Origin of the sequence: Fuscovulum blasticum DSM 2131, assembly GCF_003034965.1 — a bacterium.
In the GTDB taxonomy this organism is placed as follows: Bacteria; Pseudomonadota; Alphaproteobacteria; order Rhodobacterales; family Rhodobacteraceae; genus Pseudogemmobacter; species Pseudogemmobacter blasticus.
Genome location: NZ_PZKE01000005.1, coordinates 121,749 through 143,563, shown reverse-complemented (window position 1 = coordinate 143,563; position 21,815 = coordinate 121,749). Strand labels below are relative to the sequence as shown.

The 21,815-nt window shown below is 65.3% G+C and carries 19 protein-coding genes and 3 tRNA genes; 13 read left to right on the top strand and 9 right to left on the bottom strand.

What is annotated here, in order from left to right; translation table 11 throughout:
• Positions 1-12: 12 nt before the first annotated feature.
• Entirely contained in the window at positions 13-1,209 is a 1,197-nt protein-coding gene (locus tag C5F44_RS07115) for an efflux RND transporter periplasmic adaptor subunit (RefSeq protein WP_107672818.1), read from the bottom strand.
• Positions 1,210-1,214: 5 nt separating this feature from the next.
• Complete coding sequence (locus C5F44_RS07110; RefSeq protein ID WP_107672817.1) at positions 1,215-1,826, bottom strand: TetR/AcrR family transcriptional regulator; 612 nt, start codon at positions 1,824-1,826, stop codon at positions 1,215-1,217.
• A gap of 164 nt (positions 1,827-1,990) precedes the next feature.
• On the opposite strand from C5F44_RS07110, the gene tgt reads away from it, so the two are divergent.
• The 6 genes from tgt to C5F44_RS07075 all read left to right on the top strand — a co-directional run bounded on the left by tgt (position 1,991) and on the right by C5F44_RS07075 (position 7,559).
• Entirely contained in the window at positions 1,991-3,121 is a 1,131-nt protein-coding gene (gene tgt / locus C5F44_RS07105; RefSeq protein ID WP_107672916.1) for a tRNA guanosine(34) transglycosylase Tgt, read from the top strand.
• Positions 3,122-3,305: 184 nt separating this feature from the next.
• A complete protein-coding gene (locus C5F44_RS07100) occupies positions 3,306-3,827 on the top strand; it encodes a hypothetical protein (RefSeq protein ID WP_107672816.1) in 522 nt (173 codons plus the stop codon).
• A 202-nt stretch (positions 3,828-4,029) separates the two neighbouring features.
• Entirely contained in the window at positions 4,030-6,438 is a 2,409-nt protein-coding gene (lon, locus tag C5F44_RS07095) for an endopeptidase La (RefSeq protein ID WP_107672815.1), read from the top strand.
• Positions 6,439-6,596: 158 nt separating this feature from the next.
• Positions 6,597-7,016 (top strand): HU family DNA-binding protein, encoded by a 420-nt coding sequence (locus C5F44_RS07090; protein ID WP_107672814.1) that lies wholly within the window; start codon positions 6,597-6,599, stop codon positions 7,014-7,016.
• A gap of 13 nt (positions 7,017-7,029) precedes the next feature.
• A tRNA-Val gene (locus tag C5F44_RS07085) sits at positions 7,030-7,104 on the top strand.
• A 379-nt stretch (positions 7,105-7,483) separates the two neighbouring features.
• A tRNA-Val gene (locus C5F44_RS07075) sits at positions 7,484-7,559 on the top strand.
• Between the two features lie 28 nt (positions 7,560-7,587).
• On the opposite strand, the gene C5F44_RS07070 is transcribed toward C5F44_RS07075, so the two are convergent.
• Entirely contained in the window at positions 7,588-8,175 is a 588-nt protein-coding gene (locus tag C5F44_RS07070; RefSeq protein ID WP_107672812.1) for a 3'-5' exonuclease, read from the bottom strand.
• A 127-nt stretch (positions 8,176-8,302) separates the two neighbouring features.
• Here C5F44_RS07070 and C5F44_RS07065 point away from each other — a divergent pair, with 127 nt between their 5' ends.
• Positions 8,303-9,547: an Hsp70 family protein gene (locus tag C5F44_RS07065; RefSeq protein WP_107672811.1), complete on the top strand. Its 1,245-nt coding sequence runs from the start codon at positions 8,303-8,305 to the stop codon at positions 9,545-9,547.
• 102 nt (positions 9,548-9,649) lie between these two features.
• Here the strand turns inward: C5F44_RS07065 and C5F44_RS07060 are convergent, their stop codons facing one another.
• The gene (locus tag C5F44_RS07060; protein WP_107672810.1) at positions 9,650-11,677 is read right to left on the bottom strand and encodes an elongation factor G; all 2,028 of its coding nucleotides are present in this window, start codon (positions 11,675-11,677) and stop codon (positions 9,650-9,652) included.
• A 230-nt stretch (positions 11,678-11,907) separates the two neighbouring features.
• Here C5F44_RS07060 and C5F44_RS07055 point away from each other — a divergent pair, with 230 nt between their 5' ends.
• Complete coding sequence (locus C5F44_RS07055; RefSeq protein WP_107672809.1) at positions 11,908-12,696, top strand: heme-dependent oxidative N-demethylase family protein; 789 nt, start codon at positions 11,908-11,910, stop codon at positions 12,694-12,696.
• Positions 12,693-13,301 (top strand): NAD(P)H-dependent oxidoreductase, encoded by a 609-nt coding sequence (locus C5F44_RS07050; protein ID WP_219908667.1) that lies wholly within the window; start codon positions 12,693-12,695, stop codon positions 13,299-13,301. The genes C5F44_RS07055 and C5F44_RS07050 overlap by 4 nt, the downstream gene beginning before the upstream one ends.
• A gap of 62 nt (positions 13,302-13,363) precedes the next feature.
• Here the strand turns inward: C5F44_RS07050 and tig are convergent, their stop codons facing one another.
• Entirely contained in the window at positions 13,364-14,698 is a 1,335-nt protein-coding gene (gene tig / locus C5F44_RS07045) for a trigger factor (protein ID WP_107672807.1), read from the bottom strand.
• A gap of 25 nt (positions 14,699-14,723) precedes the next feature.
• A tRNA-Leu gene (locus C5F44_RS07040) sits at positions 14,724-14,808 on the bottom strand.
• Between the two features lie 261 nt (positions 14,809-15,069).
• Between C5F44_RS07040 and C5F44_RS07035 the strand changes: the two genes are divergently transcribed.
• Positions 15,070-15,378, top strand: coding sequence for a Hint domain-containing protein (locus C5F44_RS07035; protein WP_235822557.1), 309 nt, complete (start codon positions 15,070-15,072; stop codon positions 15,376-15,378).
• Between the two features lie 5 nt (positions 15,379-15,383).
• On the opposite strand, the gene C5F44_RS07030 is transcribed toward C5F44_RS07035, so the two are convergent.
• Positions 15,384-16,934 (bottom strand): NAD(P)H-hydrate dehydratase, encoded by a 1,551-nt coding sequence (locus C5F44_RS07030; protein ID WP_107672914.1) that lies wholly within the window; start codon positions 16,932-16,934, stop codon positions 15,384-15,386.
• Between the two features lie 170 nt (positions 16,935-17,104).
• On the opposite strand from C5F44_RS07030, the gene C5F44_RS07025 reads away from it, so the two are divergent.
• The 3 genes from C5F44_RS07025 (at position 17,105) to C5F44_RS07015 (ending at position 19,728) form a co-directional block, all read left to right on the top strand.
• Positions 17,105-17,443, top strand: a complete 339-nt coding sequence (locus tag C5F44_RS07025) for a P-II family nitrogen regulator (RefSeq protein ID WP_107672806.1) — start codon at positions 17,105-17,107, stop codon at positions 17,441-17,443.
• An 82-nt stretch (positions 17,444-17,525) separates the two neighbouring features.
• On the top strand, positions 17,526-18,935 hold the full coding sequence (gene glnA, locus C5F44_RS07020; protein WP_107672805.1) for a type I glutamate--ammonia ligase: 1,410 nt from the start codon (positions 17,526-17,528) through the stop codon (positions 18,933-18,935).
• 247 nt (positions 18,936-19,182) lie between these two features.
• A complete protein-coding gene (locus tag C5F44_RS07015) occupies positions 19,183-19,728 on the top strand; it encodes a hypothetical protein (protein WP_107672804.1) in 546 nt (181 codons plus the stop codon).
• On the opposite strand, the gene C5F44_RS07010 is transcribed toward C5F44_RS07015, so the two are convergent.
• Entirely contained in the window at positions 19,725-20,678 is a 954-nt protein-coding gene (locus tag C5F44_RS07010) for a DMT family transporter (RefSeq protein ID WP_107672803.1), read from the bottom strand. The genes C5F44_RS07015 and C5F44_RS07010 overlap by 4 nt on opposite strands.
• A 55-nt stretch (positions 20,679-20,733) precedes the next feature.
• Positions 20,734-21,753 carry a nucleotidyltransferase family protein gene (locus C5F44_RS07005; RefSeq protein ID WP_107672802.1) on the bottom strand — a complete coding sequence of 340 codons (1,020 nt, stop codon included), beginning with the start codon at positions 21,751-21,753 and terminating at the stop codon, positions 20,734-20,736.
• Between the last annotated feature and the right edge of the window lie 62 nt (positions 21,754-21,815).

Sequence of the window (21,815 nt, the reverse complement as noted above, 5' to 3'; positions counted from 1 at the left end):
GCGGGACGCTCCTCAGTTGGTTGCCGGGGCGTCGACCGGGGTGATCCGGTCGCCGCTGCGCACGAAAGACCCCGCCTTGGTGACAACCGTGTCACCGTCGCTTAGACCCGAGAGGATTTCCACGAAGCCGCCGTCGCGGATGCCGGTCTCGACGATCACCCGCTCGACGATGCCGTCCTTGACCCGCATCACGGTCGAGGCGCCGTCTTCCGACCCGACGGCGGTGACCGGCACCGCCAGCGCGTCATGTTCGGCGACAAGGATCTCGGCCTCAAGGAACATTCCGGCGCGCAGGTTGGCCGGGGCATCGACAGCCAGTCGTGCCCGGCCCAGCCGGGTGGTGGCGTCAATCGACGGCTCGACCAGCCGGACCGTGCCGCTGAGCGGCGCGGACAGGCCGGCCGCGCGCAGGTTGGCGCGCTGGCCCGGCTTCAGCCGCAGCAGATCGGCCTCGGCCACATCGACGCGCAATTCCAGTGCGCCGTCGCGTTCCAGCACGAACATCGGCAGGCCCGCGGCCGTGGCGATAGCGCCGATGGTGGCGTTGCGGGCGGTGACGCGGCCCGCGTAGGGGGCCTTCACATCGGTGCGCGTCAGTTGCAGTTCCACATTGGCAAGCTGCGCCTCGGTCAGCGCCAGTTGCGCGCGGGCGGCTTCCAGCGATTGCCGCGCCACGGTGACCCGGGCGGTGGCCGAAACCGCTGTCGCATTGGCAGTGTCCAGCGCGGCCTGGCTGGCAGAGCCCTGTTCATGCAGCTTGCGCGTCCGGTCGGCCACCCGCTGCGCCTCGGCGGCGGAGGATTCCGCATCCAGAAGCTGCGCTTCGGCCTGCGCGATGGTGGCCCTGGCCGAAGCCGCCCCGGCGATTGCCTGCGCGCGTTGCAGTTCCAGCGTCGAGGTTGAAAGCTGCGCCAGAACCTGGCCGGCGGCCACATCATCGCCGACATCGGCCAGAAGCGACTGGATCGGCTGGCCTTCGATCAACGGCTGGACATTCACTTCCTCGATGGGGGCGACCAGACCGGATGCGATGATCCTGTCCGACATCCGGCGCGATGCCGCGGTCGAAACGGTGATGGCTGGCAGGCTGATTTCGGTGGCGGCCTCGGCGGCCGGGTCTGCGGGGCCGGTCTCGGCCCGAACCTGCAAGGGCAAGGCCAGCGCAGCGGCGGCAAGGGCGGCAACAAAGGCGTGGGGGCGAAGGCGCATGGCGTTCAGGGTCCGGTGCTTGCGGTGATTTCGTTCAGCGTGGCGTCAATGCTGCGCAGGATCAGGGCATCAAGGTCGGGGTCTTTTGCGGAAGGATTCCGCGTTTCCGCAGCCTTCACCATCATCACCACGAAACGGGCATGGGCGCCAAAGCGCGCCCGGGTGGTTTCGGGGGCAAGGCCGGTCACGCGGGCAAAGATCTTCAACAGGTTCTCGGCCACCATGTCTTCCAACCCGCCGCAGATCTGGGCGATTTCGCCCTTGCGCTGTGCGGCGGCGCTGATTTCGGCCCAGAGGTGCCCATTCTCGGACGGGCAACCTTCCCCCAGCTTGGTCACGATCTTGGCGCGGATGGCCGCCATCGGTGCCGGAGAGCGGTGAATCTCGTCAAGCTCGCGGCGCATCTCTTCCATGTCGAAGGCCACCATTGCGGCGACGATGGCGTCCTTGGACGGGAAGTAGCGATAGAAGTTGCCAACGCTCATCCCGGCCGCGCGGGCCAGATCCTGCATCGAGGCGCCGTCAAAACCCTTTTCGGCAAAGGCACCACGGATGCGCGCCAGAATCTCGGCGCTGCGGGCATCATTGGCCTGGGGCAGGGTGGCAAGCGTATTCATGGATGGGGAAGGTATCCGGCAAGGGAATGAACGTTCATTCATTGACATATCGGAGCCAATCAAAACGTCAAGTGTCCTGCCGGGCCAAAAGGCGCGCAAGCGACGCGCCCTTGGCAAATGCCGCATTTTCGCGCATGACCCTGCCGGTCCAGCAGGGGAAGATGATGACGGAACGGTTCGGCTTCACGGTCAACGCGCGCGATGGCCGGGCGCGCAGCGGCGTGATCTCGACCCCGCGGGGCGACGTGCGCACCCCGGCCTTCATGCCGGTCGGCACCGCCGGCACCGTCAAGGCGATGCTGCCCGAAAGCGTGCGCGCCACCGGTGCCGACATCCTGCTGGGCAACACCTATCACCTGATGTTGCGGCCCACCGCCGAACGCATCGCCCGGCTTGGCGGCTTGCACCGTTTCATGAACTGGGATCGCCCAATCCTGACCGACAGCGGCGGCTTTCAGGTGATGAGCCTGGCCGACCTGCGCAAGCTGACCGAGGACGGCGTGACCTTCCGCAGCCATGTGGATGGATCGAAACATCACCTGTCGCCCGAACGCAGCATGGAAATCCAGCGGCTGCTGGGCAGCGACATCGTCATGTGTTTCGACGAATGCCCCGCGCTGCCGGCCACCGATGAGGCGGTGGCGAAATCCATGCGGCTGTCGATGCGGTGGGCACAGCGGTCGCGCGATGCCTTTGGCGACCGGCCCGGCCATGCGCTGTTCGGCATCATGCAGGGCGGCGTCAACCGCGACCTACGCGAGGAATCGGCGACGGCGCTGAAAGCCATCGACTTTGACGGTTACGCTGTGGGCGGCCTTGCCGTGGGCGAAGGGCAGGAGGCGATGTTCGGCGTTCTGGATTATGCCCCGGACTTTCTGCCCGAGGACAAGCCCCGCTATCTGATGGGCGTGGGCAAGCCCGATGACATCGTGGGGGCCGTCGAACGCGGCATCGACATGATGGATTGTGTGCTGCCCTCGCGCTCGGGGCGGACCGGGCAGGCCTGGACGCCGCGCGGCCAGGTCAACATCAAGAATGCCCGCCACCAGGACGATCCCCGCCCGCTGGACGAAGGTTGCACCTGTCCGGCCTGCCGCAGCTATTCGCGCGCCTATCTGCACCATGTGTTCAAGGCGCAGGAGATCATCGCCTCGATGCTGCTGACCTGGCACAACCTGCATTATTACCAGCAGTTGATGCAGGGCCTGCGCGATGCCATCGACGCCGGGCAGCTGGCCGCCTTCGTTGCGGAATTCCATGCCCGCCGGGCCGAGGGCGACATTCCCCCGCTGTAGTCCGCCGCCCGTTTCTGCCCCCCGAAGGCAGGCATCTCCGGCGCTTTCCAAGCCGTTTCAAAAACTTCGCCGGCAACTCTGGAAATCCCTTTTCCCCGTTCTACCCTTTCTCGGAAAACAGCCCGGCCATACCGGGTTTCGTCCGAGGGTGGCCGCTATCGTCAAGTTTCAACAAGTATTTTATGTGCTCGACAGCGCGTATCGCCTGCTGTGGGTCGGCGGCGACTGGGATGATTTTGCCGCAGAAAACCTTGGCGGACCGGCACGGGCGTCGCGGGTTCTTGGCAGTAATCTGATGGACCATGTCGCCGGCGCCGAAGCGCAAGAAGTGATGGCGGACATCCTGAACGATGTGCAGGAAACCAAGCGCAGCTTTCGCATGGAATACCGCTGCGACAGCCCCGAGCAGCGGCGGGACATGCGGATGACCGTCACCCCCATGCGGCATGACCGGCTGATGGTGACGCATGATCTGCGCGATGCGCGGTCGCTTCCGGCGGTGGGGCCCGGCTGGCGGTGGGAAAAGGGCGCCTGGGACTGCAAGTGCAGCTTCTGCGGCTTCCTTCGCCGCACCGACGGCTGGGTGGACCCGTTCGAAACCGGGTTGCGGCATCCCGAAGTTGTTGACTACGGCGTGTGTCCGACCTGCCGGCAGGTGATCGAGAAAGAGCTGGAGCGCATCCGCAAAGCCGGCCGCGCCGGTTGAGATGTGGGGAGAGGCGGTCTGCCGAAAGTCAGGCCCGCCCAAAGGGATCGCGCAAAAGCGATGAATAAACGCATTGCGCACACCATGCTGGCCCTTGAACTCTTGGGCCGGTAGGAACAAGTTTGTGGACCAGATCCGTTGGAGAATGTGTGGCTGCCGATGATCGGGGCCGGGCATTTCTGCCGCAAGCGAAGGATAGATAATGAACGAATCCCTGTCTTCCAGCTACCCCGTGCTGCCGCTGCGTGACATCGTGGTGTTTCCCCACATGATCGTTCCGCTGTTTGTCGGCCGCGAGAAATCGGTGCGCGCGTTGGAAGAGGTCATGCAGGACGACAAGCAGATCCTGCTGTCCAGCCAGATCGACCCGACGATCGACGATCCGTCCTCGGACGGTATCTATCGCACCGGGGTTCTGGCCAATGTGCTGCAACTGCTGAAACTGCCCGATGGCACGGTGAAAGTGCTGGTCGAGGGCAAGGCGCGCGTGCGCATCACCGAATTCATCGACAACCCGGCCTATTTCGAAGCCAGCGCCGAGCGTCTTGAAGAAACCGCCGGCGACAAGACCAGCGTCGAGGCGCTGCTGCGCGCCGTGGGCGAGGAATTCGAACGCTACGCCAAGGTCAAGAAGAACATCCCCGAAGAGGCGCTTGCCGCGGTTGCTGAAACCCGCGAACCCGCACGGCTGGCCGACCTTGTGGCCGGTCACCTGGGCATCGACGTGGCGCTGAAGCAGGAAATCCTGGAAACGCTGAACGTCGCCGAGCGTCTGGAAAAGGTTTTCGGCCAGATGCAGGGCGAACTGTCCGTCCTGCAGGTCGAGAAGAAGATCAAGAGCCGCGTCAAGACCCAGATGGAGAAGACGCAGCGCGAATACTATCTGAACGAGCAGATGAAGGCGATCCAGCGCGAGCTGGGTGATGGCGAGGACGGCCAGAATGAAGTGGCCGAGCTGGAAGAGCGGATTCGCAAGACCGCGCTTTCCAAGGAAGCCCGCGAGAAGGCCGAGGCCGAGGTCAAGAAGCTGAAGTCGATGTCGCCGATGTCGGCCGAGGCGACCGTGGTTCGCAACTATCTTGACTGGCTTCTGGGCGTGCCCTGGGGCGTCAAGAGCCGCATGAAGAAAGACCTGACCGCCGCGCAGGCGGTGCTGGATACCGATCACTACGGTCTTGAAAAGGTCAAGGAACGCATCGTCGAATATCTGGCCGTGCAGGCCCGTTCGACCAAGCTCAAGGGACCGATCCTGTGCCTTGTCGGCCCTCCCGGCGTGGGGAAAACCTCGCTTGGCCGGTCTGTTGCCAAGGCCACGGGGCGCGAATTCATCCGCATCTCCTTGGGCGGTGTGCGGGACGAATCCGAAATCCGCGGCCACCGGCGGACCTACATCGGTTCGATGCCCGGCAAGATCATTCAGTCGCTGAAGAAGGCCAAGACCAACAACCCGCTGATCCTGCTCGATGAAATCGACAAGATGGGGCAGGATTTCCGTGGTGATCCGGCCAGTGCCCTGCTTGAGGTGCTGGACCCGGAACAGAACAACACCTTCGTCGACCACTATCTTGAGGTGGAATACGACCTGTCGAACGTGATGTTCATCACCACGGCCAACAGCTACAACATGCCGGGCCCGCTTCTGGACCGGATGGAGATCATCCCGCTTGCCGGCTACACCGAAGACGAAAAGCGCGAGATCGCCCGCCAGCACCTGCTGACCAAGCAGATCAAGGCCAACGGGTTGAAGAAGGGCGAGTTCTCGGTCACGGACGAGGCGCTGACCCATGTCATCCGCTATTACACCCGCGAGGCGGGGGTGCGGAACCTGGAGCGTGAAATCGCCAAGCTTGCCCGCAAGGCGGTGACCGAGATCCTGAAAGGCAAGGAAAAGACCGTCACGGTGACGCCCGAGAAGGCCGAGGAATACCTTGGCGTCCAGCGCTATCGCTATGGTCTTGCCGAGAAGGAGGACCAGATCGGTGTGGTCACCGGGCTGGCCTGGACCAGCGTCGGCGGCGATCTTCTGCAGATCGAGGCGTTGAAGCTGCCGGGCAAGGGCCGGATGAAGACCACCGGCAAGCTGGGCGACGTGATGAAGGAATCGATCGAGGCGGCTTCCAGCTATGTCCGCTCGGTCAGCCCGCAGCTTGGCGTCAAGCCGCCCAAGTTCGAGACGATGGACATTCACGTCCACGTTCCCGATGGCGCGACGCCCAAGGATGGCCCGTCGGCCGGTCTGGCCATGGTAACGTCGATCGTTTCGGTGATCACCGGCATCCCGGTGCGCAAGGACATTGCCATGACGGGCGAAGTGTCGCTGCGGGGCAATGCCATGGCCATCGGTGGGTTGAAGGAAAAGCTGCTGGCAGCGCTGCGCGGCGGGATCAAGACCGTGTTCATTCCAGAAGAGAACGAGAAGGATCTGGCCGAGATTCCCGCAAACGTGAAGGAAGGGCTCAAGATCATTCCCGTCAGCCATGTGCGCGAAGTGCTGGCCCAGGTTCTGGTCCGTCAGCCCGAGCCGGTGGAGTGGGATGAGGTGGCCGAAGAGGCTGCGGCTGCGGCGCGCCTGAAGGCCGCCGAGGGGGCGGCAGGGCAGACCGCGCATTAGCGCAAGCCGATCTTACTGTAAGGTGAAGATGTGCCGGGGAAACCGGCACATCTTTTCATTTTTCCCAAGGCCCGCGGATGCCGCCTTAAACTGGTGGCGTCGCCTGCACGACAGAGGTAGTCTGCGTGGCATCTGTATGTGCAAAGGATTCCTGAAGTATGGCTCCGACCACCAAGAAACCAGCCGCTGCCAAGGCTGCGGCCAAGCCGGTGCGTGCCAAGCCCGCAGCCAAGCCTGCTGCAACCGCGGCTGCGGCGAAAAAGGTCGATGATACGCCTGTCGTCCGTGTGCGCGGCCCCAGCCTTCGCATCAAGGGTCTGGTTGACCAGGTGACAGAGGCAACCGGCGTCAAGAAAAAGGACGTGAAGGCCGTTGTCGAGGCAACGCTTGCCGCGCTTGGCGATGCCCTTGGCCGCAGCGAAGAGCTGAACCTGCCCGGATTCGGCCGTTCGCGCGTGGCGCGCACGGTTGAAAAGGACGGTGCGTCGCATCTGACGCTGAAGATCCGTCGCGGACCGCACAAGAAGCGCGAAAACAATGACAATGATGCTCTTGCGGACGACGGCGAGGATAGCTAAAAGCCGCCCCATCGGGCGATTAGCTCAGCGGTAGAGCGCTTCGTTCACATCGAAGATGTCAGCGGTTCAAATCCGTTATCGCCCACCATTATTTTCAAAGGCGCCTCCTGTCCGGGGGCGCCTTTGTCTTTGTGCCACTCTGTCATGCCGGCTTCGGTCAGTCCGATATGGGCGGCGCCGCGCTTTCAGGGCAGGGCGTCGTCTGGCTTGCGCCGCAGGCTTTGGCTGGTGCCGGCGTCCTTGCGGGCTTTTCGCCATAGGGCGGGTAGATCGGCAGATGCACGATGATGAAGATCGCGGCCACCACAAGGGTTTCCACGATGATCCGCGTTCTGCTTGGCCTTCGCGCCATGTCGGGCAGCATGACACCGCCGTAGCCGGCCCGTCCATTCGTCCTGACGCCGCACACGCAATGTTTCGGCGCCATGCTTGCGTCCGGCGCCGCGCCCCGATAAACGGACCGTCGCGGGTGGTTAGCTCAGTTGGTAGAGCGTCTCGTTTACACCGAGAATGTCGGGGGTTCGAGTCCCTCACCACCCACCATTTCGCGGCACGCAATGACGCGCCGCTGTCACGCCTCGGCGCGCATCCATCCGAAAAACCTGTCGCAGCTTTCGCCGGTGTGCCTTTCGGCCTTCAGAACCACCAGGGCTGCGGCGCGCGCATCTTCGCCGGCGTCATGATGGTCGAAACACAGATCAAGCCGCTGTTTCAGATGCGCCAGCCCATGGCCGCCATTGCCCGTAAATTCAGGCCAGGCGCGGCGGGCGATCCGCACACTGTCGCCCCATTGCCAAGGCGGGGCCTCGCGGCCCAGCAGGGCACAGGCGCCCTGAATCGCCCGGCGGTCAAAACTGCTGTGCTGGATCACCGGCTGCCGCGCCAGCAATGGGGCCAGCCAGCCGATCACCGTGGCAAAGTCCGGCGCATTGCGCACATGGTCCGGGCCGATGCCGTGAAGCTGGGTGTTGAACGAGGAAAAGGGCGCACGGGGGTTCACATAGGTGCACCAGCCATCAATCCGGTCGTCCCCGGTGACGCAGGCGATGCCGATCTGGCAGATGCTTGCGGCATCGCCGTTTGCGGTTTCGACATCCAGCGCGACAAAACGATAAGGGCCCTGGGGCAGCGACGGCTGGGCGTCTGAAACGGGGGGCATCGGCGGCCTTTCTGCGATGGCGCACCCTAGACACCGCCCGTTCCGGGATCAAGCCCGGCCCCTTCGGCGCTTGCGTCGCCGGGGCGGCTGGATTACGCGGGGCGCTTTCCGCGCACAGGGGCTTGGGATGCACAGGCTGGCAATCGACTTCGGCACCTCGAATTCCGCGGTGGCGCTGCCCTATCCCGGCGGGATCTATCGGATCCCGCTGGAACAGGGGGCCGACACGCTGCCCACGGCCGTGTTCTTTCCGGCGGAAGGCGGGCCGATGCGCATTGGCGCGGCAGCGGCCGAGGCCCTGATCGCCGGAGACGAGGGGCGCTACATGCGGGCGCTGAAAAGCGTGCTTGGGCTGCCGTTGCTACACGAATCGCGGCTGATTGCCGGGCGCCGGCGCACGCTGGCCGATGTCATCACCGCCTTTCTGACCGAGATCCGCGACCGCGCCGAGACAGCCACGGGCTTGCGGCTGCGGCGGGCCCTGTCCGGGCGCCCGGTTCACTTCCACACCGCCGATCCCGCCAAGGACGCCCAGGCCGAGGCCGATCTGCGGGCCTGTTATCACGCCGCCGGGTTCGAGGAGGTTGCCTTTCTGGCCGAACCCGAAGCCGCCGCTCTGGCCAGCCACCGGCCCGGTGCAGGGCTGGGGCTGATCGTCGATATCGGTGGCGGCACCTCGGATTTCTCGGTGTTCCGCAGCCGCGATGGTCAGCCCGAGATTATGGCCAGCCATGGCATCCGTCTGGGAGGGACCGATTTCGATCAGGCGGTCTCGCTGGCCCATGCCATGCCGCTCTTGGGGCTTGAGGGGCAGTTGCGGCGGCAGATGGGGGCGGGCCTGCTGCCGGTGCCGCGCGCGCCCTATGTGGATCTTGCGACCTGGGCCAAGATCCCGTTCCTGTATACGCCGGAAACCCGCAGGATGGCCGCCGATCTGGTCAGGATGGCGGTCGAGCCGGCCGTGATGGCGCGGTTTCGCGATGTGCTGGAGCGGGAGTTGGGCCATGGGCTGGCCTTCGCGGTTGAGCGCGGCAAGATCGCGGCGAACCGCGACGATGGGCCGGGCCGGATCGACATGGCGGAGATAGAGCCAGGCCTTTTCGCGCTGGTGACGCCCGACAGTCTGGACGCCGCCCTGGCACGCCATCGCAGCGCGCTGCGCGCGGCCGCGGCCGAAACGCTGGTCTTGGCCGGGGCCGATCCTGCGGCGGTAGGCGAAGTGATCCTTGTCGGAGGTTCAAGCCTGATGCGGCTGGTCCGGCAAGAGATGCAGGTGCTGTTCCCCGCCGCCACGATCCGCACCGCCGAGGCTTTCACCGCCGTGGTCGATGGCCTTGCGCTGGCGGCGCGGGAGCCGGGCCTGGCGAGCTGAGGCCGCACGGCTTAGCGTGAATTGCGCCAGAACATGCCGGAGGGCGGAAAACCGCCCCCCGGTCAGGATATGCGCTTTGTGCCGGCGCAGGGCGGCGCCGGCTCAGGCCTTCAGTGCCTCGGCCCGCGCTGCGATCACCTGGTCGGCCTCGCGGCCGGCAAGCTGTTCCAGATGGTCGAAGCCGGCGGTGTAGAAGCCCACGCCCAGCGTCTGCGACCGGATCTCGGTGATCATCCCGTCAAGTTCGCCTTGCGGGATCAGCGCCGAAACCTCGTCCCAACCTTTCCAGCCGGCCTTGGCGTCAAAGCCAAGCAACTGGCCGCGCCGCGCGGTGACAATGCGCTGCGCGCGCGGCGTGAACTCGGACGGGATCGACAGGATCACCTCCATCACCGGCTCAAGCAGGACCGGGCCGCAGCCGGGCAGGGCCTCTTGCAGCGCCTTGGCCCCTGCCTTCTGGAACGCGAAGTCCGAACTGTCGACGGCATGGTAGCTGCCATCGGTCAGCACCACCGAGACATCGACGACCGGAAAGCCCAGCGTTCCGCGCTGCAATGCCGCCTCGGCGCCCTTCTGGACGGCGGGGATATAGTTCTTCGGCACCACGCCGCCGGTGATCCGGTCCGAGAAGGCAAAACCTTCGCCCCGCGCCCGGGGCGCGATTTCGACCACGATGTCGGCGAACTCGCCATGGCCGCCCGACTGTTTCTTGTGCCGCGAATGTTGGGTGACAGCCTTGCTGATAGTTTCCCTGTAGGAAACCGTTGGCTTGGCGGTCTTCACCGAAAGACCCGCCTCGGACTTCAGTCGCGACAGGGCGATCTGAAGATGGATGTCACCCTGGCCCTGCAACAGTGTTTCCCCTGTATCGGCGGCCCAGGTGGTGGACAGGGCCGGGTCTTCGTCCAGCAGCCGCGCCAGCGCGGTTGACAGCTTCGCCTCGTCCGAAGGGTGTTCGGCGCGGATGGCAAGGGCGGCCAGCGGGGCGGGCGGTTCGGGCCAGTCCACCGCTTGCGACGCGCCTTCGGTCAGCACTTCGCCGGCGCGGGCCTGTGCCATGCGGCCCAGCACCACCACCTCGCCGGGGCCGGCGCTGCCCTTCGGTGTGCTCTTGCGGCCCAGCACCGACGACACGGACCCGACCCGGTCCTGCCCAAGGGTCTGGCCATCCTTCACCTCGCCGCGCCAGATGCGCGCCAGGGCAGACCGGCCTGCCTGACCGGACTGGAAGGTCTTGAACACCTGCAACATCGGGCCGCTGCCTTCGGGCAGGCCCAGCCGGGCGGCGGTGGTGGCGGGCAAGGGGGCGTCATGCCGCAGCGCCTTCCACAGCCGGCGCACACCGTTTTCAAATTCGGCCGCGCCAAAGAACACCGGCACCACCAGATCCTGCTCCAGATCGCGCGCAAGCGAGCCGTAAATCTCTTGCGGGGCCGGGGTCATGTCGTCCAGCACCTGTTCCATGATGCTGTCATCGAAATCGGCCAGGGCCTCCAGCAAGCCGCCGCGTTCCCGGCTTTCATCGGCGCGGATGGCTTCGGGCAGGGGAATCAGGTCGGACGGCCTGTTCGGGTTCCAGCGCCAGGCGCGTTCGGACACCAGGTCGATCAGCCCCGTGACCTGACCGTGTTCGTCGCGGATCGGGATCTCGCGCAGCGCAAGCGGGCGGTCGGACAGTGCCTGCAGGGCATGGAACGTGGCGCGGACATGCGCCTCGGGCGCGTCAAGCCGGTTGATGAAAACCATATGCGGGATGCGCCGGTCATCCAGAAAGCGCAACAGCGGTGAAACCGCCACCGCGCGGTCAGGAAAGGGATCGGCAACGACGACAACGATGTCGGCCACGCACATCGCAGCCCGGGTGTCGGACAGCAGTTCGACCGAGCCGGGGCAGTCGATCAGCGTCCAGTCCTCATCCATGAAGCGGCAGTTGGCGACGGTCATCTCCGTGGAAATCCCGCGGGCGCGCGCTTCGGGCGCGGCATCGCCCACGGTGGTTCGTTCCTTGACGGTTCCGCGCCGGTCGGTGGTTCCGGCGGCATGTAACAGCGATTCGAACAATGTCGTCTTGCCGCTGCCATGCGCGCCGACCAGCGCGGCGCATCGGGTGCCGTGGCTATCGTGGCTCATTTGGTCCCTCCCTTGAGCCGGGGGCGGCGCGAGGGCAGGGCGCGGGATCCAGAGCATCTCTGGCGGCCCGTTGCCCGGCCGCCGGTTCGGGGGCCGCCGTTCTTGCGGTCCCATGGATGTATCTTTGCATCCGCCAGACGGCGGTGTCGCGTGAAATCGGCACGCCGTGTCGCAAGGTCGCGGGTGGCGGGTGTGGTTGTGTTTGCCGATGGCGCGGCTAGGGTGCCGTCATGCAAGACGAACCTGTTTTCCAGTCCCGCCTGCCGTTCCTGCCCTGGATGGACCCGCGCACCGCCCGTCTGCCGGGGATTCTGCCGGTCGAGGTTGATGACTGGCTGGCGGTGGACGATGCCTTCGCCGGCCAGATGGCACTGCGCGACCGGCTGATTGACCAAGCCGAACCGCGCGTTCACGCGCTGCTGCCCGAAGGGCGGCCGGCGGCGGATGAGCTGTATGCGCGGGTGCTGGACCGGCTGACGCGGACGCCGGGCTATGCGGTCGGCCCAACTGCGGTGCTGCGGCCGGATGGCGTTGAGGTGCCGCTGGGCCCGGCGATGCCGCTGCGCACGCTGGGGCGGCTGGTGCAGGAAGACCTGTGTCTGCTGGAGGCGGGTGAAGGGGGCGAACACCGGCTGACCGGGGCGATCCTGTGCTTCCCGGCAAGCTGGACGCTGGCGCAGAAGCTGGGGCGCGGCCTGCTGGGCATCCATGAGCCGGTGCCGCCCTATGACGAAGGTTTGGCCCGCCGGGTGCAGCGGCTGTTCGATGCCATCCGCCCCGAACAGCCGCTGTGGCGGATGAACTATCTGACCTATGACGATTGGGCATTGCACCAGCCCCGGCGCGAGGGCGAGAAACGGCCGCGCCCCGAGGGGCATTTCTTTGTGCGCTGCGAACGGCAATGCCTGCTGCGGCTGCCGGAAACGCGGGCGGTCGTGTTCAGCATCCATACCTATGTGGTCAAGGCCGACACCCTGAGCCCGGCCGAGCAGGCCGCCTTGCGCGAGGCGGTGCATTGAGCGGGCGCCGCTGCCTGCTGGTGCTGGCCCATCCGCAAGACGCCAGCCTTTGCGCGCATCTGGCGGCCGAAGCCGAGGCGGCGGCGCTGTCTGCTGGATGGCAGGTCCGTCGCTGCGATCTTTACGCGCGCGACTTCGATCCGCGTCTTAGAAGGGGCGAAAGGGAAAGCTATTACAGCGGCTTCCGTGGCGAGGCTTCCTGGGAACTTGAAGATCTGGCCTGGGCCGAGGTAGTGATCCTGGTGTTCCCGACCTGGTGGTTCGGCTTTCCCGCGATCCTGAAAGGCTGGTTCGACCGGGTCTGGGCGCCCGGCCTGGCCTATGACCATGCGCCGGTGTTCGGGCCGATGATCCCGCGGCTGACCGTCCTGCAGGCGGTGCTGGCGATCACCACCATGGGTGCTCCCGGCTGGGTCGACTGGCTGGTGATGCGGCGTCCGCTGCGGCGGGTGCTGCGGCTGGGGATCGTCGCACCCTGTGCCCCCAAGGCGCGGCTGGTCTGGCGGGCGCTGTACCGGGCCGAGGCGGTTGCCCCGGCCCGTCTGATCCGGTTCAAGGCGGACATGCGCCGGCAGATCGCGGCGCTGGCGGCCCGGCTGGGCTGACGAATATGAAAAAGGCCGCCCGGTCGGGCGGCCTTTCGGTCACGGCAGGGCCAGACTCGCGATCAGAGTTCGTCCAGCGCCTCGATGGCCTTCTGGAGCTTCTCCTTCGAGACTTCCTTCTCGGTCACCTTGGCCTGACCGACGATCAGGTCCACGACCTTGTCTTCGAAGATCGGCGCGCGCAGTTGCTGTTGCACCTGCTGGTTCTTCTGCACGAATTCGAAGTACTGGCGTTCCTGACCCGGATACTGACGGGCAGCGGCCAGCACGGCCTGGGTCATTTCGGCGTCGGTGACGGTGACTTCGGCCTTGCGACCGACTTCGGCCAGCAACAGGCCAAGGCGAACCCGGCGTTCGGCCAGCGACTTGTGCTCATCCGTGGTCTCGATCGAACCATGGTTGTGGCCATGCTCTTCGGGATGCTCTTCATGCCACAGTTGGTGCGCAATCTGGGCGGCTTCCGCTTCGACCAGCTTCGAGGGCAGTTCGAACTTGACCAGTTCGTCCAGCTTGTCGAGCAGGGCCCGCTTCAGCACGGCGCGCGAGGCTCCGGTGTATTCGGCTTCAAGACGCTGGGTGATCTGCGTCTTCAGCGCGGCCAGATCCTCGGCACCGAACTTCTTGGCCAGTTCGTCGTCGATCTCGGCGGCTTTCGGTTCCTTCACCGCCTTGACGGTGCAGGCAAAGACCGCGTCCTTGCCGGCCAGATGCTTGGCACCGTATTCGGCCGGGAAGGTGACCTTGACCGAAACCTCGTCGCCGACCTTGGCGCCGACAAGCTGGTCTTCGAAGCCGGGGATGAACGACTTGGAGCCGAGCACCAGCGGGTAATCCTCGGCGCTGCCGCCCTGGAATTCCTCACCGTCGACCGAACCCTTGAAGTCGATCACGATCTGGTCGCCGTCCTTGGCCTTGGCGCCCTTCTTGCGGTCGTCGAAGGATTGCGCGCTTTCGGCCAGATTCTTCAGCGCCTCTTCAACGGCGGCGTCATCGGCTTTCACGATCAGCTTTTCCAGCTTGATCTTGGAGGCGTCGAATTCCGGCACCTCGGGCAGGGCTTCGTAGCTGAGTTCAACCACGACATCCTGACCTTCGGCCCAGGTTTCGCCGCCAACCATCTTGACTTCGGGTTGCAGGGCCGGACGGTCGCCGGTGGCCTCGAAGTGGCCCTTCATGGCGCCGTCGATCGTATCCTGCATGGCGTCGCCCATCAGGCGGGCGCCGAACTGCTTCTTCAGGATCGCGAGCGGCACCTTGCCCTTGCGGAAGCCCTTGATTTCAATGTCGGGCTGGGCTTCGACCAGCTTCTCCTGAACCTTGGCCTCCAGCTCGGCCGCCGGCACCGTGATGGTGTAGCCGCGCTTCAGGCCGTCTTTCAGGGTCTCGGTGACCTGCATTCGTGTCGTCCTTCCTGTCCAAACCTGGTGCGGGTGAAGGGACTTGAACCCCCACGCCTTGCGGCGCTGGAACCTAAATCCAGTGCGTCTGCCAATTCCGCCACACCCGCATGTCTTGCCCTTCCGAAACGCGCAAAGCCACCTTGCCCCCTTTGCGTCAGGAGGCACGGTCCACGCGGCCCGGAAAATCCGGCGCCCTTCTAACAAAGGCGGGGGGCGGATGCGAGAGGAAAAGTTTGCAGCTTTTTCGCCGCAACCGCCGCGGTTCGGCATGAAATGGCCTGCGTTTCGGACCGACCGTGGCCCAGTGCTGCCACCATCCGGGGGAAGGGTGGCAAAAAGGGCAATCCCGCCCGCAACGGACCGGCATCATGGGCCAGCGCATCCCGTCTTCTGACAGCAGTTCTGCCACCTGGCCCGGCATCCTGTCCGGCACCCCGGTTCTGACGCTGGACGGCGAATTGCCGGTGCAGTTCCTGTGCCCTGGCGACCGGATCATCACCCGGTCGGGCGCGCGGGTCTTGCGCGGGGTTGAAATGCGGATCGAGGCCGCGCCTGTATTGCCTTTCCTGCCCAAGGTCGCGCCCATGCGGCGGGTCTATGCCCTGCATTTCGACGGCGCAGAAACCGTCTATGCCGGCGGAAGGGAATTGGGCTGCCGTCCCGAAAGCCGGGGCTAGTGCAGTCAGACGCCCAAAGCGCGGAAGACCTTTGGCAGCTCCTCGGGCAGGTCTTCGGCAATCAGGCCGGGGCCGAAGCTGCGTGCGGCTTCCACATGCAGCCAGGCCGCCGTACAGGCGGCGTCGAACGGGGGAAAGCCGCGCGCCATCAACCCGCACAGGAACCCCGCCAGCACGTCGCCAGATCCGGCCGTGGCCAGCCAGGGCGCGGCGCGGTCATAGGCCGCCGCGTTGAGGGCGCACCGGCCCGACGGCGCGGCGATCACCGTATCTGCCCCCTTGAACAGCACCACACAGCCAGCCCGCGCGGCTGCCTCGCGCGTGGCATCGACCTTCGAGAAGGCCGGTCCGCCGGTCATCGGCGCGGCCAGCCTTTCTGAAATGTCGGGGAACAGACGGGCGAACTCTCCGGCGTGCGGGGTCAGGACGCAGCCACCGTGCAGGGCGGAGAAAAGGTCGGGGCGCTGTGACAGAAGGGTCAGCGCATCGGCATCCAGCACCAGCGGTCGCGCCGCCTGCAGCGCGGTGGCCACCAGCGCGGCTTCACGCGCGGTGGTTCCCAGCCCCGGCCCAAGGCAAAGCGCGTTGATCCGCCGGTCCTCCAGCACCCTTGCCAAAGCATCGGCATCGGCAATCGGGCGCAGCATCACCGCGTCCAGCCGCGCGGCAGTCTCGGGCAGGGCATCGGGCGGGCAGCCCAGCGTCACCAGCCCCGCCCCGATCCGCAGGCTGCCACGGGCGGAAAGTCGCGCCGCGCCGCCATGGCCGGGCGGACCGGACAGGATCAGGGCGTGGCCATGGGTGAACTTGTGCCCGGCGCCTTTGGCCAGCGCGCCGGGATCGACGGCTGTTTCCTCGATCGGGGACCAGGCGGCCTCATCGCGCGACAGGTGGTCTGCGGTGGTCTCAAGCCCGATCGGGGCCACCACAAGCCGGCCACAGCGCGCCGACCCTTCGGCCAGCAGATGGCCGGGCTTACGGCTGTGAAACGTTACCGTCAGGTCGGCGGGGTGATCTGGGCCAATCCCTTCGACCAGCATCCGCCCTGACCAGGCACACAGGCCCGAGGGCAGGTCGATGGCCACCAGCCGGGTGCCGGCCTCTTTTGCCATTTCCAGCGCGCCCCAAAGACCCGCCGCCAGCGGGCGTTGCAGGCCGATGCCGAACAGCGCGTCAATGGTGATGTCGGTTCGGCGCAGCAGTGGCCAGTCCAGCGTGTCAAGCGGGGCCACCGCGCCAATCGCCCGCCAGCGGTCGTAATTCGCCCGCGCATCGGGTGGCAGACGGTCGGGGGTGCCGTGCAGGAACACAGCCACATCCCAACCCCATTCCCGCAGCAGGCGGGCCACGACAAAGCCGTCGCCGCCATTGTTGCCGGGGCCGCACAGCACCACCGCGCGGTGTGAGGTGGCGCGCAACGCGGGCCATTCCTGAAAGATCGCCTCGACCACGCCGCGGCCCGCGCGCTCCATCAGCTCAAGGCCGGTCACCCGGCCGCTGGCGATGGCAGCCTGTTCAAGTGCACGCATCTGGGCCGCAGTCAGAAGATCGGTCATCGGCTTTTCCGAGCTGTTCGCATCTTGCTCATTTCCGCGCCGCATTGCCTAAAAAACGGGCAGTCACCAAGGATTTCCAAGGTGGGGCGACCTTGCTGCCACCCTAGTCAATTGTCGGCCTGCAAGGGAAGTGCTGTGAGGGACAGAGCGAGAAACGGGGGAGTCGGCGCATGAAGAAGATTGAGGCGATCATCAAGCCGTTCAAGCTTGATGAAGTTAAGGAGGCGCTTCAGGAAGCCGGCATCCAGGGTCTTTCCGTCACCGAGGTCAAGGGCTTCGGTCGCCAGAAGGGCCATACCGAACTTTATCGCGGCGCCGAATATGTGGTCGATTTCCTGCCCAAGGTGAAGATCGAGGTCGTGCTGACCGACGACATGGTTGATGCCGCCGTGCAGGCCATCGTCTCGGCCGCGCGCACCGACAAGATCGGCGATGGCAAGATCTTCGTCACCCCTGTCGAACAAGCCATCCGCATCCGCACCGGCGAAACCGGCGATGATGCCGTCTGAGCGCAGCACGACGCGCGAAAGATGATCCCTGAACTGGCCTTCGCGGCCTGAACCTGTAACCCAAGCACCGAAAGGCAGTCAGATGAGCGCAGTTGCGAAAGCTCTGAAACTGATCAAGGACGAGGAAGTCGAATACGTCGACATCCGTTTCACCGACCCCAAGGGCAAGCTGCAGCACGTCACGCTGGTGGCTGATCTTGTGGATGAAGACTTCTTCGAGGAAGGCTTCATGTTCGACGGCTCGTCGATCGCCGGCTGGAAGTCGATCGACCAGTCCGACATGAAGCTGATCCCCGATCCGACCAGCGTCTATATCGACCCGTTCTATGCCGAGAAAACCCTCTGCGTGCATTGCAACGTGGTCGAACCCGACACCGGCGAAGCCTATTCGCGCTGCCCGCGTCAGACCGCGGTCAAGGCGGAAGCCTATCTCAAGTCTTCGGGCGTGGGCGACGCGGCCTATTTCGGGCCGGAAGCCGAATTCTTCATCTTCGACGACGTGCGCTATTCGGTGACGCCGCAGAAGGTGTCGTTCCAGATCGACTCGGAAGATGCCGCCTGGAACACCGACGCGGCCTTTGAAGGCGGCAACCTTGCGCATCGTGCCGGCCACAAGGGCGGCTACTTCCCGGTGAACCCGGTCGATGCGGCGCAAGACCTGCGCAGCGAGATGCTGTCCACCATGAAGCGCATGGGTATGCGCGTGGACAAGCACCACCACGAAGTGGCGACCGCCCAGCATGAGCTGGGGATGATCTTTGGCGGACTGGTCGAGCAGGCCGACAACATCCAGAAGTACAAGTATGTGATCCACAACGTGGCTCATGCCTACGGCAAGACCGTGACCTTCATGCCCAAACCCATGAAGGGTGACAACGGCAGCGGGATGCACGTCAACATGTCGATCTGGAAGAACGGCAAGCCGCTGTTCGCCGGCGACAAGTATGCCGACCTGAGCCAGGAAGCCCTGTGGTTCATCGGCGGCATCCTGAAGCACGCCAAGGCGCTGAACGCGCTGACCAACCCGGCGACCAACAGCTACAAGCGCCTGATCCCCGGCTTCGAGGCCCCGGTTCTGCGCGCCTATTCGGCCCGCAACCGCAGTGGCTGCGTCCGTATTCCGTGGACCGAATCGCCCAAGGCCAAGCGTGTGGAAGCCCGCTTCCCCGATCCGGCGGCCAACCCCTATCTGGCCTTCGCCGCCCTGCTGATGGCCGGTCTGGATGGCATCAAGAACAAGATCGACCCGGGTCCGGCTTCGGACAAGGATCTGTATGATCTGCCGCCGGAAGAACTGGCCGAAATCCCGACCGTCTGCGGCAGCCTGCGCGAGGCGCTGGAAGAGCTGGAGAAGGATCACGACTTCCTGCTGGCCGGCGACGTGTTCACCAAGGACCAGCTCGAAGGCTATATCGCGCTGAAGTGGGAAGAGGTTTACGCCTTCGAACACACCCCGCATCCGGTGGAATACCAGATGTATTATTCCTGCTGAGACGGGATTTCCCCGGACCGGCAGCAAGGGCCGTCCCGCAAAGGGCGGCCCTTCGCATTTCCGGCCGCCGCACGGGTCGGGGTATGATTTTCCGCCTGCCTTTTGTAGACCATCCGTGGCAGTCTGGCGTCGTCACATGCTTGCGGTTGATCCGATGAGCCGAAAATCACCCGATGAAAGGCCCCGAATCTGGGCCGAAGGCAGCCAGCACCCACCCTTGCAACCCCGGGCTTTCGCGCTGGCGTCCGTGCTGTTCGCGCGTGAAGGCTTGGGCCGGCTGCTGCGGCGCTGCTCGGTCTGGAGCCATGGCTTTTCGGAAACGGTGGCAAGCGGGCGCTGGCAGATCCCCGAGGCGCGGCTTGGCCGCATCGGGCGGGTTCTGCCAACGTATCAGCAGGTCAGCCGGGCCATCACGGCGGGGGCGGCGCTACTGGAGACGGCCGCGCAGACTGTCCGCCCGCAGACCGCCACACCCGCCGAACCCTTGTTGTCCGTTCCCGACAGGACTGCCGCCGCGCCATCGGGGGCCGATCCGCTGGCTGATCCCGATCTTGCCGCGATCCGGGCCTTGATGACGGCCCCGGCAGAGGCCGCGGCGGACGCCTCCGGTGTTCCCCAGGAATTTTCGGTCGAAGGGGGCGCCTTTACTGACAGCCCCGGCCTGCCGCACCGGATTGCAGCGGCGGGTCTGGGATACGGCCTTCTGGTGCTGGCCGTGCCCTATGGCGCCGTGCGCGCGGGTCTGGCGCATCTGAACGGCGAAGATCTGCGCAAGCTGGTTGAAGAAGGTTAGGCCGGGTCGCCCCCGGGCACCGGCGGGGCCGCGGTCTCGGGGGCAGGCTGGCGGATGACGTAGATCCCGGCGGCGATGATTACCGCGATGCCAACCCAGGCCAGCGCATCGGGCAGGTCGCCCCAGAACTTCCAGCCCCAGAGCAGCCCCCAGAACATGAAGCTGTATTCAAAGGGCGCAATCGCTGCCGAAGGTGCAATCCGGTAGGCATGGGTCAGCAGGGTCAGCCCCACCGCCGCGATCACGCCGCAGGACACCATCAGCGCCAGATCGCGCAGCGGCGGCATGATCCAGCCCCGTGTCAGGAAGGCCAGCGAAGGGTCGGCTGTCCCGGCCATGGTGCCGCTGCCAAAGACCGCCGATAGCACCAGCGCGCAGATCAGAAAGCAGCTATTGCCCCAGAAGGCCATGGCCGCGGCTGATTCCGTGCGCCCCATCGGGCGGGCAACCACCATTGACAGTGCATAGCCAAGCGCCCCCAGGATCGGCAGCAGCGCGGTCCAGCCAAGGCCCGATGCACCCGGCCGCACGATCAGCAGCACGCCGGCAAACCCCAGCACCACTGCAAGGCCCGAGGCGAAGGGCACCTTTTCGCGGAAGAACAGCGCCGTGGACAGGGTGATGAACAGCGGCGCGGTGAAGAACAGCGCCACGGTCGTGGCAATCGGCAGGGCGGCAAGGCCCAGGTAATAGGCCGTATAGGCGGTGAAATTCAGCAGACCGCGCGCCAGCATCTTCCACCAGCCAGGGGTGGTGATGGTGGACAGCCGCCCGTCGAACCACCAGACGATCGCCAGATGAAAGGGCAGGGCGGTCAGGCTGCGCAGGACCATGGCCTGATGCAGCGGATAATCGCCCGACAGCCGTTTCAGGATCAGATCCTGAACCGAGAAGATGGCAATCCCGGCGCACAGGGCCAGGATGCCTTGGGTGATGACCGAGGCGCGCATTCAGGCAGGCTAGCCGCGCCGGCGGCCGATTCTGTCCTGCCGCCGACACCGGCAGTCAAAGCGCGGCGAGACGGGCGGCGGTTTCCGGCATCCGCGCCAGACTGCGGGCGATGTGGTCGCGCCAATGCGGGCCACGCGACAGCGCGTCCTCATGGGCTTCGCGCAGTTCATCGGGCCGGTCCTCGGCCAGAACCTCGACCAGCAGCGCCGCCTGCGCTCGGTCCTTCCGCGACTTGATCTGGTCCGGCCCGCCCCGGCGGCGGTCGGCGACGATCAGCTTGTGAATGGCAAAAGCCTCGGGGCGGGGGATCTGCACCAGAACCCCCGAGCGATACAGCGCCGCCGCCTTGATCGGCTGCGCGATCAGGTAGTTCAGGAAATGCAGCGACTGCGCCGAAACACCAAGCGCCGGCAGGTCGCGGATGTCCTCCTCGGACCGGAACGACGGGGTAAGAAATTCGACCATCACGTCCGAACGTGTCTGGCGCCATTTCCACACGGCCGCCCGCTCAAGACCTGGGACGGGTTCAAAGGACAAGGCCTTGAAGGTTTCCGAGATACTGCCAGTAACCTGATCATCCAGTGCAAGCGAAAGGCGTTCGAACTGAGCAAAATCAATGTCGCCAGTCTGGGCAAGTTCAGAACTGGGAATTCGTAGCCCAAGTTCGCCCTCATACAGCCGGAAGGCCTGTGTGCCTACCAGGGTTCCACCAAGCCGGAAGACCCCCAGCTTTTCTGCCGCCGCGAACAATGCGCCGACAGAGCCATCGGTTGACAGCATTCCTTCGGCCCGCAGAAGCCGGACCAGCCTTGTTCTTGTCTGGCGGCGTTGGGCAACTTCGGCGGCAAGACCCGCCTGCCGTTCAAGACGGTCACGCAGTTCGGCGGTATCTTCGCCGATATAGCTGCGCCGAACCGAAGTGCCGATGCGGTATTGGTCATACCAGTAGGTCCGACCGTTTCTTGTTTCTTTGACGGGGGTGCCGCGCAGGTCGGATACGGCATCATCTTTCAGGCCGCGCAGCAGATCATGATAAGCAGACTGCGCATTCAGGGAATGTCGGGCAATGACCATGTGCTACACTTTCTATTTTTGTATACCATGGCATTATGTGATACAAAAGTAAATTATGTAAC

Coding starts and splice junctions, on each gene's coding strand:
- C5F44_RS07065 (WP_107672811.1), top strand. CDS start 8,303: ATGCACAGGCTGGCAATCGACTTCGGCACCTCGAATTCCGCGGTGGCG.
- tgt (WP_107672916.1), top strand. CDS start 1,991: ATGACGGAACGGTTCGGCTTCACGGTCAACGCGCGCGATGGCCGGGCG.
- C5F44_RS07055 (WP_107672809.1), top strand. CDS start 11,908: ATGCAAGACGAACCTGTTTTCCAGTCCCGCCTGCCGTTCCTGCCCTGG.
- C5F44_RS07070 (WP_107672812.1), bottom strand. CDS start 8,175: ATGCCCCCCGTTTCAGACGCCCAGCCGTCGCTGCCCCAGGGCCCTTAT.
- C5F44_RS07025 (WP_107672806.1), top strand. CDS start 17,105: ATGAAGAAGATTGAGGCGATCATCAAGCCGTTCAAGCTTGATGAAGTT.
- C5F44_RS07030 (WP_107672914.1), bottom strand. CDS start 16,934: ATGACCGATCTTCTGACTGCGGCCCAGATGCGTGCACTTGAACAGGCT.
- C5F44_RS07005 (WP_107672802.1), bottom strand. CDS start 21,753: ATGGTCATTGCCCGACATTCCCTGAATGCGCAGTCTGCTTATCATGAT.
- C5F44_RS07115 (WP_107672818.1), bottom strand. CDS start 1,209: ATGCGCCTTCGCCCCCACGCCTTTGTTGCCGCCCTTGCCGCCGCTGCG.
- C5F44_RS07060 (WP_107672810.1), bottom strand. CDS start 11,677: ATGAGCCACGATAGCCACGGCACCCGATGCGCCGCGCTGGTCGGCGCG.
- glnA (WP_107672805.1), top strand. CDS start 17,526: ATGAGCGCAGTTGCGAAAGCTCTGAAACTGATCAAGGACGAGGAAGTC.
- C5F44_RS07010 (WP_107672803.1), bottom strand. CDS start 20,678: ATGCGCGCCTCGGTCATCACCCAAGGCATCCTGGCCCTGTGCGCCGGG.
- C5F44_RS07090 (WP_107672814.1), top strand. CDS start 6,597: ATGGCTCCGACCACCAAGAAACCAGCCGCTGCCAAGGCTGCGGCCAAG.
- lon (WP_107672815.1), top strand. CDS start 4,030: ATGAACGAATCCCTGTCTTCCAGCTACCCCGTGCTGCCGCTGCGTGAC.
- C5F44_RS07110 (WP_107672817.1), bottom strand. CDS start 1,826: ATGAATACGCTTGCCACCCTGCCCCAGGCCAATGATGCCCGCAGCGCC.
- C5F44_RS07035 (WP_235822557.1), top strand. CDS start 15,070: ATGGGCCAGCGCATCCCGTCTTCTGACAGCAGTTCTGCCACCTGGCCC.
- tig (WP_107672807.1), bottom strand. CDS start 14,698: ATGCAGGTCACCGAGACCCTGAAAGACGGCCTGAAGCGCGGCTACACC.